The organism is Agromyces sp. NPDC060279, assembly GCF_042726785.1.
In the GTDB taxonomy this organism is placed as follows: Bacteria; Actinomycetota; Actinomycetes; order Actinomycetales; family Microbacteriaceae; genus Agromyces.
The window spans coordinates 19,359-35,760 of the sequence record NZ_JBHXBK010000003.1 but is presented as its reverse complement, the minus strand read 5'-3'; the positions used below and the strand labels follow the sequence as shown (position 1 = coordinate 35,760).

Here is a 16,402-nt window from a genome sequence, read left to right as displayed (position 1 = left end):
GCGGTCACGGATGCCGCCGGGGCGGCGGTGAGCGATGAAAGCCTACCCGGCATCGCCGGGGGCCTCGTCGATGGGGGCGCGGGCGTGGCCGGCCGCGGTGTCCGCGGCGCGGACGCGCTTACGGAGCGCCTTGTCGCTGACGGTCCGCTCGCCGAGGGCGCCGGGCGTCCACGCCTCGACGTCCTCGTCGCTGAACTCCGTCTTCGACGGGCGGCGCTTGAGCTCCGGCAGCACGGTGTCCGGGGCGAGCCGCCGGGCGGTGATGAGGAAGCCGGTGTGCGCGATCATCCGGTGGTCCGGGCGGACCGCGAGCCCCTGGACGTGCCAGCCGCGCACCATGGTCTCGTTCGCGTCGGGGTCGGTGTACTCCCCCGTCGCCCGGATGGCCTCGGCGACCCGGGAGAGCTGCGTGACCGTGGCGACGTAGCAGAGCACGACGCCGCCGGGCTTCAGCGCGCGGGACACCGCGCCGATGCACTCCCAGGGCGCGAGCATGTCGAGCACGACGCGGTCGACGGTGCCGTCGGCGACCGTCTCCGGCAGCACCTCGGCGAGGTCGCCGAGCGTGATCGACCAGTTCTCCGGGTCGCGGCCGTGGAAGGTCGCGACGTTGCCGCGGGCGACCTCGGCGAACTCGTCGCGCCGTTCGAAGGAGTGCAGCCGGCCCTCGGGGCCGATGGCGCGCAGCAGCCACAGCGAGAGCGCGCCGGAGCCGACCCCCGCCTCGACGACGGTGGCGCCGGGGAACACGTCGGCCTGGGCGAGGATCTGGGCCGCGTCCTTCGGGTAGACGATCGCCGCGCCGCGCGGCATCGACATCACGAAGTCCTTGAGCAGCGGCCGCAGCGCCAGGTACTCGACGCCGACCTCGTTCGCGACGACCGAGCCGTCGGGCAGCCCGATCACGGCGTCGTGGGCGATGCCGCCCTTGTGCGAGTGGAAGACCTTGCCGGGCTCCAGGGTGATGGTGTGCATCCGCCCCTTCGGTCCGGTGAGCTGGACGCGGTCGCCGACCCGGAAGGGGCCGCTCCGCTCGCCGCGGCTCTCGTTCACGCGTTGGCCTCCTCGGGCTCGTCGGCGAGGCGGCGCGAGGCCAGGTGGGCGCTCGCGGCTTCGAACAGGTGGGCGCTCGTGCGCCCGGCCAGCGTCGGCCACAGCAGGTGCGCGTCGCTGCCGTCGAGCGAGGCGATGTGCGGGATGCCGAGGGCGAAGGCCCCGGAGGCCGCCGCCGAGGCCACCCCTGGCGGGGAGTCCTCGAGCGCGATGCAGGCGGTGATGTCGACGCCGAGCTGCTCAGCGGCGCGCAGATAGGGCTCGGGGTGGGGCTTCGGGTGGTCGACCATGTCGCCCGCCACGAGCACGTCGAACGCCTCGAACCCCGTGGCGGCGACGATGTCCTCCGCCATCCCGCGCAGCGACATCGTGACGAGCCCGGTCGGCACCCCCGCCTCGCGGATGTCGCGCAGGAGCTCGCGCGCGCCCGGCCGCCAGGGGGCGCCCTCGGCGACGATCTGCTCGCGCACGCGGCCGGTGAGGTGGTGCACGATCTCGTCGGCGGAGAGCGCGACGCCCGCCCGCTGGAAGACGGCGGCCGAGTCCCAGAGGCCGGAACCGACGAGCTGCAGCCCGTCCTCCTCGGTCCAGACGCCGCCGTGCGAGCGGACGAGCTCGGCCTCGGCGCGGAGCCAGTAGGGTTCGGTGTCGACGAGCGTGCCGTCCATGTCCCAGAGGACGGCGGCGGGAAGGCGAGTGGTCACAACGGGCAAGTCTACGGGCACCGCCTATTGTGGAACCGAACCCGGACCGTCCGGGCGCAGGAAGCGGGGCGACGCCAGTGGACCATCCGGTCGGATTCGACGGCGGACGACTCCTCGTCGTCGCCTTCGAGGGGTGGAACGACGCGGGCGAGGCGGCGACCGGGGCGGCGAAGCTGCTGGCCCGTCGGCTGGGACTCGTCGAGATCGCCGCGGTCGACCCCGAGCTGTACTTCGACTTCCAGTTCTCGCGGCCGTCGATCGTCGCCGGTGACGACGGCGTGCGCCGGATCGAGTGGCCGGGCGCCGCGATCCTCGGGCCGGGCGGCGAGCCAGAGCTCGACGAGCCGGAGGAGCAGCTCACCGGCCCCGGTGCCGAGGGACTGCACGTGCTGCTCGGTGCCGAGCCGGCACGCAGCTGGAAGGCGTTCACCGCCGAACTCGTCGACGCCGCGCTCGCGGCCGACATCGACGGCATCGTGCTGCTCGGCGCGATGCTCGCCGACGCGCCGCACACGAGGCCGCTCGCGGTCTTCGCCTCGAGCGAGAACCCCGAGGTGCGCGCCTCGCTCGGCGTCGAGCGCTCGAGCTACGAGGGGCCCGTCGGCATCCTCAGCGTCATCGCCGATCAGGCCGAGCGCGCCGGCATCCCGACCGTCTCCCTGTGGGCCTCCGTCCCGCACTACGTGCACAACGCGCCCTCGCCGAAGGCGGTGCTGGCGCTCCTCGGCAAGCTCGAGGAACTGACGGGGCTCTCCATCCCCCGGGGCTCGCTCGAGATCGAGTCGAAGGCCTGGGAGGCCGGCGTCGACGCCCTCGCGGCGGAGGACGACGAGATGGCCGCCTACATCGCCCAGCTCGAGGAGGCACGCGACGCGGTCGACGCGCCAGAGGCGAGCGGCGAGGCGATCGCCAAGGAGTTCGAGCGCTATCTGCGCCGGCGCGGCGACGGCCCAGCCGGCGACGAGCCCTGGCGGCCCCGGGAGGGCTGAACCGGGCGGCTCAGGCGCTCAGCACGCCCGTGCCGAGCAGCACGAGGAGCAGTCCGCCGAGCAGGATCCGGTAGATCACGAAGGGCAGGAAGCTGCGCTTCGAGATGTAGTTCATGAAGAACGCGATGACGAGCAGCCCCACGACGAAGGCGACGAGCGTCGCCGCGCCCGTCTCGACGAGCCCGTAGACGCTCGGTTCGCCGATGCTCTTGAAGAGCTGGTAGAAGCCCGAGCCGAAGACGGCGGGGATCGCCAGGAGGAACGCGTAGCGCGCGGCGGCGGCGCGTTCGTAGCCGAGGAAGAGCCCCATCGAGATCGTGCCGCCCGAGCGCGAGACGCCGGGGATGAGCGCGAGCGCCTGCGCGAAGCCGAACAGGATGCCGTGCGGCACGTTCAGCTCCCGGAGCGTGCGGGTCTTGCGTCCCGCCCAGTCGGCGAGCCCGAGGATGATGCCGAAGACGATGAGCATCGTCGCGACGATCCAGAGCGAGCGGAAGGTCGTCTCGATCTCGTCCTGGAAGAGGACGCCGAGCGCCACGATCGGGATCGAGCCGACGATGATCAGCCAGCCCATCCGGGCGTCGGGGTCGTTGCGCGGCACGCGGCCGGTGAACGAGCCGAACCAGTGCGAGATGATCCGCACGATGTCGCGCCAGAAGAACACGACGACCGCCGCCTCGGTGCCGATCTGGGTGATGGCGGTGAACGCCGCGCCCGGGTCCTGCGCGCCCGGCAGGAGCTCCCCGAGGATGCGCAGGTGCGCGCTCGAGGAGATGGGGAGGAACTCGGTCAGTCCCTGGACGAACCCGAGGATGAGGGCTTCGATCACGTGTCGTGTGTCCGTTCGGTCGGTGGCGTGCGGCGACGGAGACGATCGTAAGCCCCCTCCGTGGGAGGGCTCAGTATTCGAGCAGCAGGTCGCGAAGCACGCGGTGCCCGAAGGAGAGCGCGTCGAGCGGCACACGCTCGTCGACACCGTGGAACATCGCCGGGAAGTCGATGTTCTCGGGCAGCCGGAGCGGCGCGAAGCCGTAGCCGGCGATGCCGAGCCTGGAGAGCGCCTTGTTGTCGGTGCCGCCCGAGAGCAGGTACGGGAACACCGGGGCGCCGGGGTCGTGCCGGCCGATCGCCCCGGCGACCGCGTCGACGAGCGGGCCGGTCGTGGAGGCCTCGAGGCCGACGTCGCGGTGCACGATCTGCACCTCGACGTCGTCGCCGGCGAGTTCGCGGATCGCGGCGAGCACCTCGTCCTCCTCGCCAGGGAGGGTGCGGATGTCGACGAGCGCCTCGGCCCGGTCGGGGATGACGTTGTGCTTGTACCCGGCCTCGAGCAGCGTCGGGTTGGTCGTCGTGCGCAGCGTCGCGGTGATGAAGCCCGAGGCGGAACCGGTGGCGAGGGCGAGCTCGTCGGGCGAGACCTGCTGAGGGTCGACCCCGAGGACTCCGGCGACGGCGGCGAGGAGCTCCGTGGTGGTGCCGGTGAGCCGCAGCGGCCACTCCGTGCGGCCGATGCGCGCGACGGCTTCGGCGAGCTTCGTGACGGCGTTGTCGTGGATGAGCCGGGAGCCGTGCGCGGCCGTGCCGGTGGCGACGAGCCGCACCCAGAGCAGGGACTTCTCCCCCGTCTGCAGCAGGTAGGCCCGCGTACCGCCGACGGTGATGGAGTAGCCGCCGACCTCGCTGATCGCCTCGGTAGCGCCGGCGAAGAGCTCGGGGTGGTGCTCGACGAGCCAGTGCGCGCCGTAGTCGCCGCCGGCCTCCTCGTCGGCGAAGTACGCGACGACGAGTTCGCGCTCCGGCTGACGGCCGCTGCGCAGGATGTCGCCGAGCGCCGTGAGCATCATGGCGTCCATGTCCTTCATGTCCACCGCACCGCGGCCCCAGAGCATGCCGTCGCGCACTTCGCCCGCGAAGGGGTCGACGCTCCAGTTGCGCGGGTCGGCGGGGACCACGTCGAGGTGGCCGTGCAGCACGAGCGCCGGCTTCTCGGGATTGCGGCCCGGCACGCGTGCGACGACGCTCGCTCGGCGCGGGGCCGACTCGAACAGCTGCGGGGCGAGGCCGAGGGCGGCGAGCTTGGCCTCGACGTACTCGGCGGCCTCGCGCTCGCCGTTGGCCCGCCCCTCGCCGTAGTTCGTGGTGTCGAAGCGGATCAGTTCCTGCGCGATGCTCGCCGTCTCGTCGAGTTCGTCGGTGATCGCGGGGGTCGTCGCTGCCTCGGCCATGCGTTCCACGCTATCGTGCCCGCCGGGTTCTCCCCCACTCCCCGATTCTCCCGGCGCCGAGCGGTCGGAGAACGAGTTTCCGCAGGTTGATCTGCGCTTTCGGAGGGGTGGATGCCGCAGCCGCCCGGAGTGGTCAAACGGCCCTCCGAAACCGTGCTAATGTCTTCTACGGCCCGCTGAGAGATCAGCGGGAAACCACGCGCGGGTGGCGGAATTGGCAGACGCGCTAGCTTGAGGTGCTAGTGCCCGTATAGGGCGTGGGGGTTCAAGTCCCCCCTCGCGCACGTGGACGAAAGGGCCGGATCGAAAGATCCGGCCCTTTCGCGTTTCACAGCTCAGCTCGCCCGTTCACGGCTCGGCTTGCGGTTCATCGCCGGTGCCTCCGCGCCTCCTGGTGCGCACCGGTGGGACCAGCGACCAGAGCCCGGCCGCGGCGACGAGGGCTGCGGGCATCCAGCAGGCGGTGAGCACCGCTTCGAGGAGGCCGGCGCCCGGCTCCCGATCGAGCTCCACGCGCTCCGCCGCCGGTTCGTCGTCCGGGACCCGTTCGGCGTGCACGAGCAGCCGGTGCGAGGCGACGCCGATCGGCGTGCACGTCAGCAGGGTGAGCAGATCGGTGCCCGGCTGGATCCCGAGCGAGCTCGTGTCGTCCGGTCGGACGGTCTCGGTACCCGTGACGCGGTACACGAGACGGCGGTCGCCCACTTCGACGGTGATGAGGTCGCCCGGCCTCGCATCGTGAATGGGGTCGAAGAGCGTGGCATAGGGGGCACCGGAGTGCGCGGTCAGCACGCTGTGCGTGCTCGCGCCGCCGACGGGGAGGCTGCTGCCGAACAGGTGGCCGACGCCCTTGCGGAGCACGTCGGCCCCCGTTCCGAGATACACCGGGAGGTCGATCCCGAGGCGCGGGTACCGCACCCGGGCGACGACGCCGTCGGCACCGAGGTCGAGCTGCGCCGCGTAGCGGGCGGGGTCGAGCCCGGGTGCGGTGCTCGTGGTCGTGTACGGGTCGCGAAGCTGCCCGGTCGGCAGTGCGGCGTTGTACGCCTCCGCCTCGGCGAGCAGTCGATCGACCGCTCCCGATTCGCGGTGCCCGGTGACCTGCTGCGTGTAGCGCGCGTTCGCCTCGTCGTGGTGGATCGTGCTCAGCCAGTTCGCGGCGGTCGGGAAGAGCAGGAGCGCGATCGCCGTCATCCCGAGCAGGAAGATCAGGAGGTTCACTCCGGAGAAGCGGCGTGCGCCGGTCGTCACCGTCACCTCGACTCCGTTCACTCGGGGAGCCGCGCTGCCCGGCTCAGTCGAGGGGGAATCGACCGAGCCGGGCGGGCGGGGGTTCAGGCCTCGCGTCGGCTGTGGCGCCGACGGAGGACGGCGAGCACGAGCACGCCAGCGAGGAGCAGCGCTCCCCCGGCGAGCAGTGCGACGGTGCCGGCGAGGCCGGTGCTCGGGAGCATGAAGCCGCCGTTGTGCGGCACGTTCTCGATCGTCACCGTGACACGGCTCGGGTCGTCGCTCGTGACGTCGACCTTCACCGGCTCGGCGAGGAGCTCGTAGCCCTTCGGCGCCTGAACCTCGGCGACCCAGTAGGAGCGCCAGTCCGGGTCGCCCGGCTGGAGCTGCCGGCCGTCGGCGAAGTCGGAGTAGCGGAGCCCACTGATGACGACCCGCCCGTCGCGGCCCGTGGTGAACTGCGTCGCGCCGTCGATCTCGAGTGGCCCGCGCAGCGCACGCGCGTCCGCCTCCGAGCGGAACACCTGGAAGACGGCGCCCTCGAGCTTCGTGGCCGGGTTCTCGAGGTCGACCTTCTCGATGACGAGCGCGCCCCACTTGGTCTCGACGGGCGGCGTCACGACCGGCCCGCCGGGTTCGCCCGGCTGCACGTCGAACGACGCCTCGTTCGGGTAGATGACGGCCTCGTTGGGGATGACCCCGGTGGCGTTCGCGCGCGCCGTGATGACGAGCTGGACCTGGGCGGCCGTGGCGTTCGCCGCGAGCAGGGCGCGGCCCTGTTCCGTGAACTCGACGGTCACGGTGTTGCCGGCCTGATCGAAGGAGACCCGGGCGTCGCGGCCCTCGGCGACCGGTACGCCGTTCGTGAGGGACACGGCCGTGGAGAGGTGGTCGAGGCGCGGGTCGAGCGCGTCGACGATCCGATAGCCGTCGATCACCTCGACGTTCGGGATGTCGCCGCGGATCGTGTAGACGATCTCGTCGCCCTGCACCACGGCCCCGGCGTCGCGCACGGTCTTCTCACCCCCGGTCACCGCGTTCTTCGGGTAGACGTGCACGTCGTACAGCCAGGCGTCGCGATCTTCGGGGTCGGTCAGCGGGAGCGTGACGAGGAAGGGCGTGCCCGGCGTGACGCCCGCCGGGACGCTCGTCTCCGAGACGAGGTAGAGCCCGAGCGGCAGCCCCGGGAAGGAGGCGTCGCCCGCGGCGTCCGTCGTCTTCGCGGTGCCCGGCTGCTCGGCCCGGGCGGCGGCCTCCGCGGCCGTCAGCTCGCCGGCGGCCCGCCAGCCCTCGTTCGTGGTGAGGTCGATGCCGGACACGCGCTGCACGGTGAACTCGACTCCCGCGAGCGGGGTGAGGCCCGTGGTGTCCTTGGGCAGGCCGTCGGCCGGGGCACCCGACTCGTCGGGCTGGACGAACTTGTGCACGTGCAGGGCGGCCGTCGCATCGGGATCGATGTCCGCGGCCGAGGCGGCGTTCGCGGCGGGCACCGTCGCGCCTCCGAGCAGGGTGAGGCCGAGCACGGCCGCCGCGAGCGCGGCGGTTCGTCGGCGGAACGGGGTCGTCATCGGGAGGTCTCGCTTTCTTCGTTTCGTTCAGTTCGAGGTGCCGGTCCGGCGGCGCCGGACGAGCAGTGCGGTGGCGGTGAGCCCGAGGACGACGAGGCCGCTCGCCGTCATCCAGGCGGTCCCGCCGCCGCCGGTCTGCGGGAGCTGCGGGCCCCGCACGGGGGTGTGATGCTCGGTGGCGCAGGGGGCGTCCGCCGTGCAGTCGTCGGGGTCGACGCTCCCGGAGCCCCAGGCGAGGTTCCGCAGTGTGCCGGCCCAGGCATCGTCGTGGACGACGACCCGGTAGCTGAGGCGCGCCTCCTGCCCGGCGGTGAGCGCGAACGCGCCGCTGTCGAGTCGGCCCGCCACGGGGTCGGGGACCGGCGTCGCCGGTGCGTCGCCGACGGCGAGCGTCGCCGACCCGGCGACGAAGTCGGCGGCGCCCAGCACGTCGCCGAGCTCGTCCGTGATGCTCGCGTCGGGCACGGTCCCGACGAGGCCGGTCGCGGTCACGGTGTACGCCACGGTGTCGCCGGGGAGGATCTCGCTGCCGGACGCCGGGTTCGCGTGCTTCGCCACGGTCCAGGCGGGGACCTCCACCGGGTTCTCGGTGCAGGCGAGTGCGTCGTCGCAGCCCGGCGGCTCGGTGTCGGAGGCGAAGACGAGATTGCGGAGCATCCGGTTCCCCAGCCGGTCCGCGGCGTTCACCGTCACCCGGTAGCGCACCGCCGCCTGCGCTCCGGCAGGGAGCGTGCCGGCGACGTGGATGCGCTGGCCGTCGAGGACGGCGCTGAGCGGCTCCTCCGCGGTCAGCGAACCGGGGTCGAGCCCGGCGTCGTCGAGGACGTCGTCGAGTGCGTCGACGTGCTCGACGTCGACCGGTCCGTCGCCGACGTTGCGGAAGGTCACGGCGTAGTCGACGCGCTGACCTGGGGCGACGACCGTGCCGTGCGCCCGCGAGACCGTCTTCTCGACCTCGAGCACGCCCTCCTCGGGCGGGTCGACGGGCACCTCGGGATCGGTCGGCGGGTCGACGGGCTTCTCGGGGTCGGGGTCGCAGGCGAACGGCTTCTCCCGGAAGGGGTAGTTGTGGTGCTCGTTGGAGGTGCCGGCCAGGCGGATCGAGCCGTTGCTGAGCAGGCGCCCGTTCGTGTTCGCGGTGACGTCGACCGTCGGGCGGCCCGGGTCGGCGGCGGCTCCCGGGACGAGGATGCTGCCGAGGATCTGGGACGAGCCGCCGAGGGTCACGCTCGTGGCGTCGACGAAGTTCCAGATCGTCCGCTGCGCGGTCCGGCCGAAGCCGTTGACGGTGCCGTCGGGCACGTCGACCCGGCGGCCGTCCTCGGAGATCCACGTGGGCGCCCAGTCGACCCTCGCGCCGCGGACGTTGACGATGACGGTCGCGTCCTCGGCGATGCCGCTGAAGTCGATCTCGTTCGGCAGATCGGCCGCCGAGACCGAGAACACCTCGCGCGCAGCGCCGGTGCCCTCGAAGTTCTCGCCCCACGAGATGCTGCCGGTGGGGCGGAGGGCGGCGTATTCGGCTGAGGTGGAGCGGAGGCGCTCGCCGAAGGCGGCCCAATCCGCGACGGCGGTCGCTCCCAGCCCGTCCCGGCCGCCGGAGGAGAACGCGTAGGCGCGATCCGGGTAGCCCGGATTCATCCGGCCGCCGACCTGCACCGGACCGCCGCCCACGGCGAGAGTGCTCCCCCTCGAGACGGTGAGGTCCCGGCCGACCGCGAGAGCGGGTCCCCCGCCGCCCGGGATGACCCCGGATCCGACGCCGACGACGCCGAGGTCGATCCGCCTGGCGGGGCTCGGCTGGACGCGCGCGTCGCGGCCGACGACGACCAGGCCCTCGACCTCGGCGACGCCGCCGGCGAGGATGAGGTCGCCGCCGGTGTACAGCGAGACGTTGTTGTCGATCACCCGGGGTTGCGCGGGCCGGGGCTCGGCAGCTCCGACACGGCGCACTGCCCCGAGGCGAGGGTGCTGCCCTGCGCTTCGGGGTCCTCGACGCCGTGCGCGCTCGGAGCCGGCGTCGCGAACCCGAGCGCGAGCACCAGGACCGTGATCACCCCGCCGCCGAGCAGCGGCCGACGGGTGGCGCGAAAGGGTGGCATGCTGCGGCCTTCCATGGGATCCGGGGATCGGCACGCCGGTCGGCGTTCCATGAAAGATACTCACGCATATACCTGTGTATATACTGGGCTATTGTACGATTCGGTGAGCGAAGCCGCGCGGCGGGACGCGAGCGAGGGAGGACCGGATGCCGAGAGGGAATCAGGGGTTCGACGAGCGGCGGGCGGCCATGGCCGAGGCGGCGGGGCGGCTCCTGCGCGACGAGGGGCCGGGTGCGGTGACGCACCGGCGGGTGGCGATCGAAGCTGGCATCCCCGTCGGCTCCGCGAATCATCTCTACCGGACTCGCGCTGAGCTCTACCAGGCGGCCGTCGAGTCGGCCGAGGCGGAGCGCTACGCCGCGGCGGCCGAACTCGTCGCCGGACTGCCCGAGCGCATCGAGGAACTCGGCGAGGTGGCCCGGCTCCTGCTCGTCGCCTGGTACTCGCCGGGGCACCCGGAGGAGCTGCTGGCGATGCGGGTCGAACCGATGCTCCTCGCGGCCATGGATCCGGCGACGCGGGACATCATGCATCGCACCAAGGCCCAGCTCGCCCCGCTGCTCGACGAGATCGTCGTGCGCGGCGGCCTCGGCGGCACGCCGATCGCCGACCTCGTGCCGGATCTCGCGCTGGGGGCGATCACCCACGCCGCGACGAGCGGCGCCGACGACGTCATGGCCGAGGCGACCGCCGCGCTCACCCGGATCCTCGAGGTGTTGCGGGACTGAGTCGTCCGGTTCTTCGATTCTTCGAATCTTCAATCGGATCTGAGATTGCATGAATCGAATATCTGTTCGAAGATGAGAGGGTGACCTCGACCCTTCCCCAGCGCACCCGCCTCGAGCGGGTCGCCGAGCTGCAGAGCCGCATCCACGGCATGCAGGCGACGAGGCTCGAAGGGCGCGCGCTGCCGACCCATCCCGCGTTCGCGGGGCTCCTCCCCGGTGGGGCGCTGCGTGAGGGCACCGTCACCGAGGTGCACGGCTCCGGCTCGGTGCTGATGGCCCTGCTCGCCGAGGCGAGCGCCGCCGGACGCTGGTGCGCGGTCGTCGGCATCCCCGAGTTCGGGATCGAGGCGGCCGAGCGGTTCGGACTCGACCTCGATCGGCTCGCGCTCGTGCCGCGTCCCGGCCGGCACTGGTTCACCGTCGTCGCGACGCTCGCCGAGGCCATCCCCCTCGTCGCGGTGCGCCCCGGCGGCCGGGTGCAGCCGGCCGAGGCGGCCAGGCTCGCGGCCAGGCTCCGCGAGCGCGGCGCCGCCCTCCTCGTGGCCGGCGACTGGCCGGGCAGCGAAGCGAGCCTCGGCGTCGAATCGAGCGGCTGGAGCGGGCTCGAGCGCGGGCACGGCCTGCTCGCCGATCACGAGCTGCTCGTGCGCGCCTCCGGTCGCGGCGGCTTCGCGAGCGGGCGACGCGCGCGGCTCCGGCTCGCTGAGGAGGCGCGGGGCTTCGCCGAGGTGCCGCCGCTGGGCGAGGTCCGCCGGATCGGCGCAGAACGGCGGGCGGGATGATCCGGCACACCCGCACCATCGTGCTCTGGTGCCCCGACTGGCCGGTCCTCGCCGCGGGCCGGGAGGCGGGGCTCGACCCGGCACGGCCGATCGCGCTCATCGAGGGCGGCGCCGTGCACTCCTGCTCGGCCGCGGCACGCCGCGACGGGGTCGTGCGGGGCCTCCGCCTGCGCGAGGCCCAGTACCGCTCCCCCGAGCTCCTCGTGCTCCCCTACGACCCCGTGCTCGACCATCGCGCCTTCGAGCCCGTGGTGCGCGGGGTGGAGCAGGCGGTGCCCGCCGTGCAACTCGTACGGCCGGGCACGCTCGCGATGCGGGCGCGCGGCCCGGTCCGGTACTACGGGGGCGAGGCGCAGGCGGCGGGCGCCCTGCTCGACACCGTCGCCGCGCTCGGGGTGCCCGGGGCGAAGATCGGCATCGCCGACGGCCCCTTCGCGGCCGAGCAGGCGGCCCGCACCGCACTGCGCTCCCCCGTCGGGGTCGTCCCGGAGGGCGGCTCGGCCGAGTTCCTGGCACCGCTGCCCGTCTCGCTCGTCGTCGACCAGCGCACCCGCACCCTGCTGCTGCGGCTCGGGGTGCGCACGCTCGGGGAGCTCGCGGCGCTGCCGGCCGCCGACGTGCGCCGCCGCTTCGGCCCGGCCGGCGCGTTCGCGCACGAACGGGCCGCGGGGCGCGAGCAGTCCGAGGTGGCGGCCCGCACGCCGCCGCCGGAGTTCGAGGTGGAGCAGCGCTTCGAGCCGCCGATCGACCGGATCGATCAGCTCGCCTTCGCATTCCGGGTCTCGGCCGAACGGTTCATCGACCGCATCCGCGAGTCGCGGCTCGTCTGCACCGCCCTCCGGGTCGAGCTGGAGGACGACCGCGGCGGACACTCCGGACGCAGTTGGCTGCACCCGCGCTGGTTCACCGCCCCGGAGGTGCTCGACCGGGTGCGCTGGCAGCTGCAGGGCGCGGGCAGCGCCGAGGCCGGGCTCGCCGCGGCCGTGACCCGGGTGCGCATCATCCCCGAGCGGCTCGACTCGACCGGAGACCACGAGCCCGGGCTCTGGGGCGGCGGCCCCGACGAACGGGTGCATCACGCGCTCACCCGCGTGCAGGGGCTCCTCGGGCACGAAGGGGTCGCCACCGCGGCCGTCGGCGGCGGGCGGCTCCTCGGCGACCGGCAGGTGCTCGTGCCCTGGGGCGACCGCGCCCCGGCGGTCCGGCCCGGGCCGTGGCCGGGCACCCTGCCCGCACGCGCGCCGGCGAGCGTCTTCGACGAGCCGGTGGCGGTGCTCCTCCGCGACGCCGCGGGCGGCCCCGTCACGATCGACGAGCGCGGAGCGATCGGCTCCCCGCCGGTCGGCTTCGCCCTCGCCGGGCAGCAGCCGGCCGAGGTGCGGGCGTGGGCCGGCCCGTGGCCCGTCGTCGAACGCTGGTGGGATCCGGAGCGGGCGAGGCGGGTGCACCGCTTCCAGCTCGTCGACCACGACGGCTGCGCCTGGCTGCTGCTCCGCGACGCGGAGGGCTGGTGGGCCGAGGCGAGGTACGACTGATGGGTGGCGGCTGATGGGCTGGAGCAATCCCGAGATCCCCTGGTCGGAGCTCGAACGCAAGCTGTCCGACCGGCGCCGGCCGACACCGTCGAAGCTCATCGCCGACGGCGGCGACGGCCCGGCGTTCAGCCGGAAGCGCGCCCCGTACCGGCCGAGCGAGGGGCTTGTCGCCCCGAGCGGGCCGCTCGTGCCCTACGCGGAGCTGCACGTGCACTCCAACTACAGCTTCCTCGACGGCGCCTCCCAGCCGGAGCAGCTCGTGGAGGAGGCCAGGCGGCTCGGGCTCTCCGGCCTCGCCATCACCGACCACGACGGCTTCTATGGCATCGTCCGCTTCGCCGAAGCGGCCGAGAGCTTCCCCGAGCTGCGCACGGTCTACGGGGCCGAGCTCTCCCTCGGCCTCTCCGCCCCGCAGCTGGGCGCCGCCGACCCCGAGGGCGAGCACCTGCTCGTCCTCGCCCGGGGCGAAGCCGGCTACCACCGGCTCGCTGCGGCCATCACCGCGGCGCAGCTCGCGGGGGGCGAGAAGGGGCGTCCCGTCTACGAGCTCGAACGGCTCGCCGAGCAGGCCGGCGGCGAGTGGGTCGTGCCGACGGGCTGCCGCAAGAGCGCGGTGCGCCGGGCGCTCGCGGCCGAGGGGGACGACGGGGCCCGGCGCGAGCTCGACCGGCTGATCGCCCTGTTCGGCCGGGAGCAAGTGGTGGTGGAGCTCTTCGACCACGGGCATCCCGGCGACCAGCGCGCGAACGACCGGCTCGCCGCGCTCGCCGCCGGCACCGGGGTGCCGCTGCTCGCCACGAACGCCGTGCACTACGCGACGCCGGGCGAGCACCGCCTCGCGAACGCCCTGTCGGCGGTGCGGGCCAGGCGCAGCCTCGACGAGCTCGACGGCTGGCTGCCGGCCTCGAACGAGCAGCACCTGCGCAGCGGCGCCGAGATGCTGGCCCGCTTCGCCCGGTACCCGGGAGCGGTCGAGCGCTCCGTCGTGCTCGCCGAGGAGCTCGGCTTCACGCTCCGCAGCGCCCGGCCACGACTGCCGAGGCAGGAGGTGCCGGCGGGGCACACCCCGATGAGCTGGCTGCGCGAGCTCGTGCGGCAGGGCGCCGAGGAGCTCTACCCCGGCATGCCCGAACACGTGCGCCGGCGCCTCGACCACGAGCTCGCGGTCATCGAGCAGAAGGACTTCCCCGGCTACTTCCTGATCGTGCACGATCTCGTCGCCGAGGCGCGCCGGCGGGGCATCCTCTGCCAGGGCCGCGGCTCCGCCGCGAACTCGGCCGTCTGTTACGCGCTGCGGATCACGGCGGTGGACTCGATCAAGTTCGATCTGCCCTTCGAGCGCTTCCTCTCCGCCCTGCGCGACGAGGAGCCCGACATCGACGTCGACTTCGACTCCGACCGGCGCGAGGAGATCATCCAGTACGTGTACGCCAAGTACGGCCGGCAGAACGCGGCCCAGGTCGCGAACGTGATCAGCTACCGGCCGAAGGCGGCCGTGCGCGACATGGCGAAGGCGCTCGGCTACGGCACCGGTCAGCAGGACGCCTGGTCGCGGCAGGTGGAGCGCTGGGGCGCCGTGGTCGAGACCGACGACCACGACATCCCGGGCCCCGTGGTCGAGCTCGCCGAGCAGCTGCTCACCTTCCCGAGGCATCTCGGCATCCACTCCGGCGGCATGGTGCTCACCGACCGCCCGGTCGGCGAGGTCTGCCCGATCGAGCACGCCCGCATGCCGGGGCGCACGGTGCTGCAATGGGACAAGGACGACTGCGCCTGGATGGGCCTCGTGAAGTTCGACCTGCTCGGTCTCGGCATGCTCGCCGCCCTGCAGTACGCCTTCGATCTGATCGAGGCCCGCACCGGGGAGCACTGGGAGCTGCACTCCATCCCGAAGGAGGAGCCGGCCGTCTACGACATGCTCTGCCGAGCCGACTCCATCGGCGTGTTCCAGGTCGAGAGCCGGGCGCAGATGGGCACACTCCCCCGGTTGAAGCCGCGCTGCTTCTACGATCTCGTGGTCGAGATCGCCCTGATCCGGCCCGGGCCCGTGCAGGGCGGCGCGGTGCACCCGTACATCAGGCGCCGCACGGGCGAGGAGCCGGTCAGCTACCTGCATCCGAAGCTCGAGCCGGTGCTGAAGCGCACCCTCGGAGTGCCGCTCTTCCAGGAGCAGCTCATGCAGATGGCCGTCGCCGTGGGCGACTGCACCGCGGCCGACGCCGACCTCCTGCGCCGGGCGATGGGCTCGAAGCGGGGCGTGCAGAAGATCTCGGAGCTGCGGGAGAAGCTCTACGCCGGGATGGCTCGCAACGGGCTCTCCCAGGCGGACGCCGACGCGATCTACGGCAAGATCGAAGCCTTCGCAAACTTCGGCTTCGCCGAGAGTCACGCCCTGGCGTTCGCGCTGCTCGTCTACGTGAGCTCGTGGTTGAAGCTGCACTATCCGGCGGCGTTCCTCGCCGCGCTGCTGCGTGCGCAGCCGATGGGCTTCTACTCGCCGCACACGCTGACCGCCGACGCCCGGCGGCACGGGGTGCGCATGCTCCGGCCCGACATCCTCCGCTCCGCGGTGCACGCGGGGCTCGAGCCGCTCGATCGCGCCGAGGTCCGCGGTCTGCTCGGCGATCCGGGGCGGCCGCCGAGCGGCCTCGACGGATGCCTCGACGCGGAGCAGCCCGAGGTCGGCGACTTCGACCGGGCGGCCCCCGACCGTTCGGTCGAGCACCGCCGCGACGGGGCCTTCGCCGTGCGCCTCGGGCTGGCCGACGTCGCCTCGATCGGCACGGCGGTGGCCGAGCGCATCGTGGCCGAACGCGAGTCGGGCGGCCCCTACCGCGACATGGCCGAGCTCGCACGCCGGGCCGGGCTCGACACCGAGCAGCTCGAGGCCCTCGCCGCCGCCGGTGCCTTCGAGACCTTCGGGCTGGCGCCGCGCGAGGCGCTGTGGCTCGCGGGCGAGGCCGCGCAGGATCGGGCGGAGTTCCTGGCGGGCTCCGTCGTGGTGGTGCAGCCGCCGCTGCTGCCGATCCTGAGCGAGGCCGAGCAGGTGGTGTACGACCTCTGGGCGACGGGCATCTCCCCCGACGACCATCCGATCCGGCACGCGCGGGCGGAGCTCGACGCCCGCGGCGCGGTGCGGATCGACCGCCTGCAGGCGGTGGAGTCCGGGCGGCGCGTCGAGGTGGGCGGCGTCGTCACCCACCGGCAGCGCCCCGCGACCGCCTCGGGCATCACCTTCCTGAACCTGGAGGACGAGTCGGGCACCCTCAACGTGATCGCGGGGGTCGGCGTCTGGAACCGCTACCGGCGCATCGCGAGGGAGGCGCCGGCGATGGTCGTCCGAGGCATCCTGGAGCGTTCGCCTGAGGGCGTGACGAACCTCGTGGTCGACCGTTTCGAACGACTCACCGTGCAGGCGCCGCACCGCTCGCGGGACTTCCGCTGACCCCGGCGGCGCCACTCCGAGCGCGGCCGCCGTGTCTCCGC

13 protein-coding genes and 1 tRNA gene are annotated in these 16,402 nt (G+C 73.3%); 6 read left to right on the top strand and 8 right to left on the bottom strand.

Annotated features, from left to right (window positions below; all coding sequences use genetic code 11):
* Window positions 1-42: 42 nt before the first annotated feature.
* Complete coding sequence (locus tag ACFWE1_RS11230) at window positions 43-1,053, bottom strand: tRNA (adenine-N1)-methyltransferase (protein WP_376933535.1); 1,011 nt, start codon at window positions 1,051-1,053, stop codon at window positions 43-45.
* Entirely contained in the window at window positions 1,050-1,757 is a 708-nt protein-coding gene (locus ACFWE1_RS11225) for an HAD family hydrolase (RefSeq protein ID WP_376933534.1), read from the bottom strand. The genes ACFWE1_RS11230 and ACFWE1_RS11225 overlap by 4 nt, the downstream gene beginning before the upstream one ends.
* A gap of 77 nt (window positions 1,758-1,834) precedes the next feature.
* Between ACFWE1_RS11225 and ACFWE1_RS11220 the strand changes: the two genes are divergently transcribed.
* Window positions 1,835-2,746: a PAC2 family protein gene (locus ACFWE1_RS11220; RefSeq protein ID WP_376933533.1), complete on the top strand. Its 912-nt coding sequence runs from the start codon at window positions 1,835-1,837 to the stop codon at window positions 2,744-2,746.
* A 10-nt stretch (window positions 2,747-2,756) separates the two neighbouring features.
* Here the strand turns inward: ACFWE1_RS11220 and ACFWE1_RS11215 are convergent, their stop codons facing one another.
* Both ACFWE1_RS11215 and ACFWE1_RS11210 read right to left on the bottom strand, forming a co-directional pair.
* Window positions 2,757-3,575 (bottom strand): undecaprenyl-diphosphate phosphatase, encoded by an 819-nt coding sequence (locus ACFWE1_RS11215; RefSeq protein WP_229781860.1) that lies wholly within the window; start codon window positions 3,573-3,575, stop codon window positions 2,757-2,759.
* Between the two features lie 70 nt (window positions 3,576-3,645).
* Window positions 3,646-4,971: a M20/M25/M40 family metallo-hydrolase gene (locus ACFWE1_RS11210; RefSeq protein WP_376933532.1), complete on the bottom strand. Its 1,326-nt coding sequence runs from the start codon at window positions 4,969-4,971 to the stop codon at window positions 3,646-3,648.
* Window positions 4,972-5,170: 199 nt separating this feature from the next.
* Here ACFWE1_RS11210 and ACFWE1_RS11205 point away from each other — a divergent pair.
* Window positions 5,171-5,255: transfer RNA gene (locus ACFWE1_RS11205), tRNA-Leu, on the top strand.
* A 64-nt stretch (window positions 5,256-5,319) separates the two neighbouring features.
* Here ACFWE1_RS11205 and ACFWE1_RS11200 read toward each other — a convergent pair.
* The 4 genes from ACFWE1_RS11200 to ACFWE1_RS11185 form a co-directional block, all read right to left on the bottom strand.
* Entirely contained in the window at window positions 5,320-6,228 is a 909-nt protein-coding gene (locus tag ACFWE1_RS11200; RefSeq protein ID WP_376933531.1) for a class C sortase, read from the bottom strand.
* A gap of 77 nt (window positions 6,229-6,305) precedes the next feature.
* Window positions 6,306-7,769: a SpaH/EbpB family LPXTG-anchored major pilin gene (locus ACFWE1_RS11195; RefSeq protein WP_376933530.1), complete on the bottom strand. Its 1,464-nt coding sequence runs from the start codon at window positions 7,767-7,769 to the stop codon at window positions 6,306-6,308.
* Between the two features lie 27 nt (window positions 7,770-7,796).
* On the bottom strand, window positions 7,797-9,677 hold the full coding sequence (locus tag ACFWE1_RS11190) for a choice-of-anchor A family protein (RefSeq protein ID WP_376933529.1): 1,881 nt from the start codon (window positions 9,675-9,677) through the stop codon (window positions 7,797-7,799).
* Window positions 9,674-9,871, bottom strand: coding sequence for a hypothetical protein (locus ACFWE1_RS11185; protein ID WP_376933528.1), 198 nt, complete (start codon window positions 9,869-9,871; stop codon window positions 9,674-9,676). Before ACFWE1_RS11185 ends, ACFWE1_RS11190 begins: the two co-directional genes overlap by 4 nt.
* Before the next feature lie 146 nt (window positions 9,872-10,017).
* Between ACFWE1_RS11185 and ACFWE1_RS11180 the strand changes: the two genes are divergently transcribed.
* The 4 genes from ACFWE1_RS11180 to ACFWE1_RS11165 all read left to right on the top strand — a co-directional run bounded on the left by ACFWE1_RS11180 (window position 10,018) and on the right by ACFWE1_RS11165 (window position 16,361).
* Window positions 10,018-10,599 (top strand): TetR/AcrR family transcriptional regulator, encoded by a 582-nt coding sequence (locus ACFWE1_RS11180; RefSeq protein ID WP_376933527.1) that lies wholly within the window; start codon window positions 10,018-10,020, stop codon window positions 10,597-10,599.
* 80 nt (window positions 10,600-10,679) lie between these two features.
* Complete coding sequence (locus ACFWE1_RS11175; RefSeq protein ID WP_376933526.1) at window positions 10,680-11,381, top strand: hypothetical protein; 702 nt, start codon at window positions 10,680-10,682, stop codon at window positions 11,379-11,381.
* Window positions 11,378-12,916, top strand: a complete 1,539-nt coding sequence (locus ACFWE1_RS11170; RefSeq protein ID WP_376933525.1) for a DNA polymerase Y family protein — start codon at window positions 11,378-11,380, stop codon at window positions 12,914-12,916. Before ACFWE1_RS11175 ends, ACFWE1_RS11170 begins: the two co-directional genes overlap by 4 nt.
* 13 nt (window positions 12,917-12,929) lie before the next feature.
* Window positions 12,930-16,361, top strand: coding sequence for an error-prone DNA polymerase (locus tag ACFWE1_RS11165; protein ID WP_376933524.1), 3,432 nt, complete (start codon window positions 12,930-12,932; stop codon window positions 16,359-16,361).
* The last annotated feature ends 41 nt before the right edge of the window (window positions 16,362-16,402 follow it).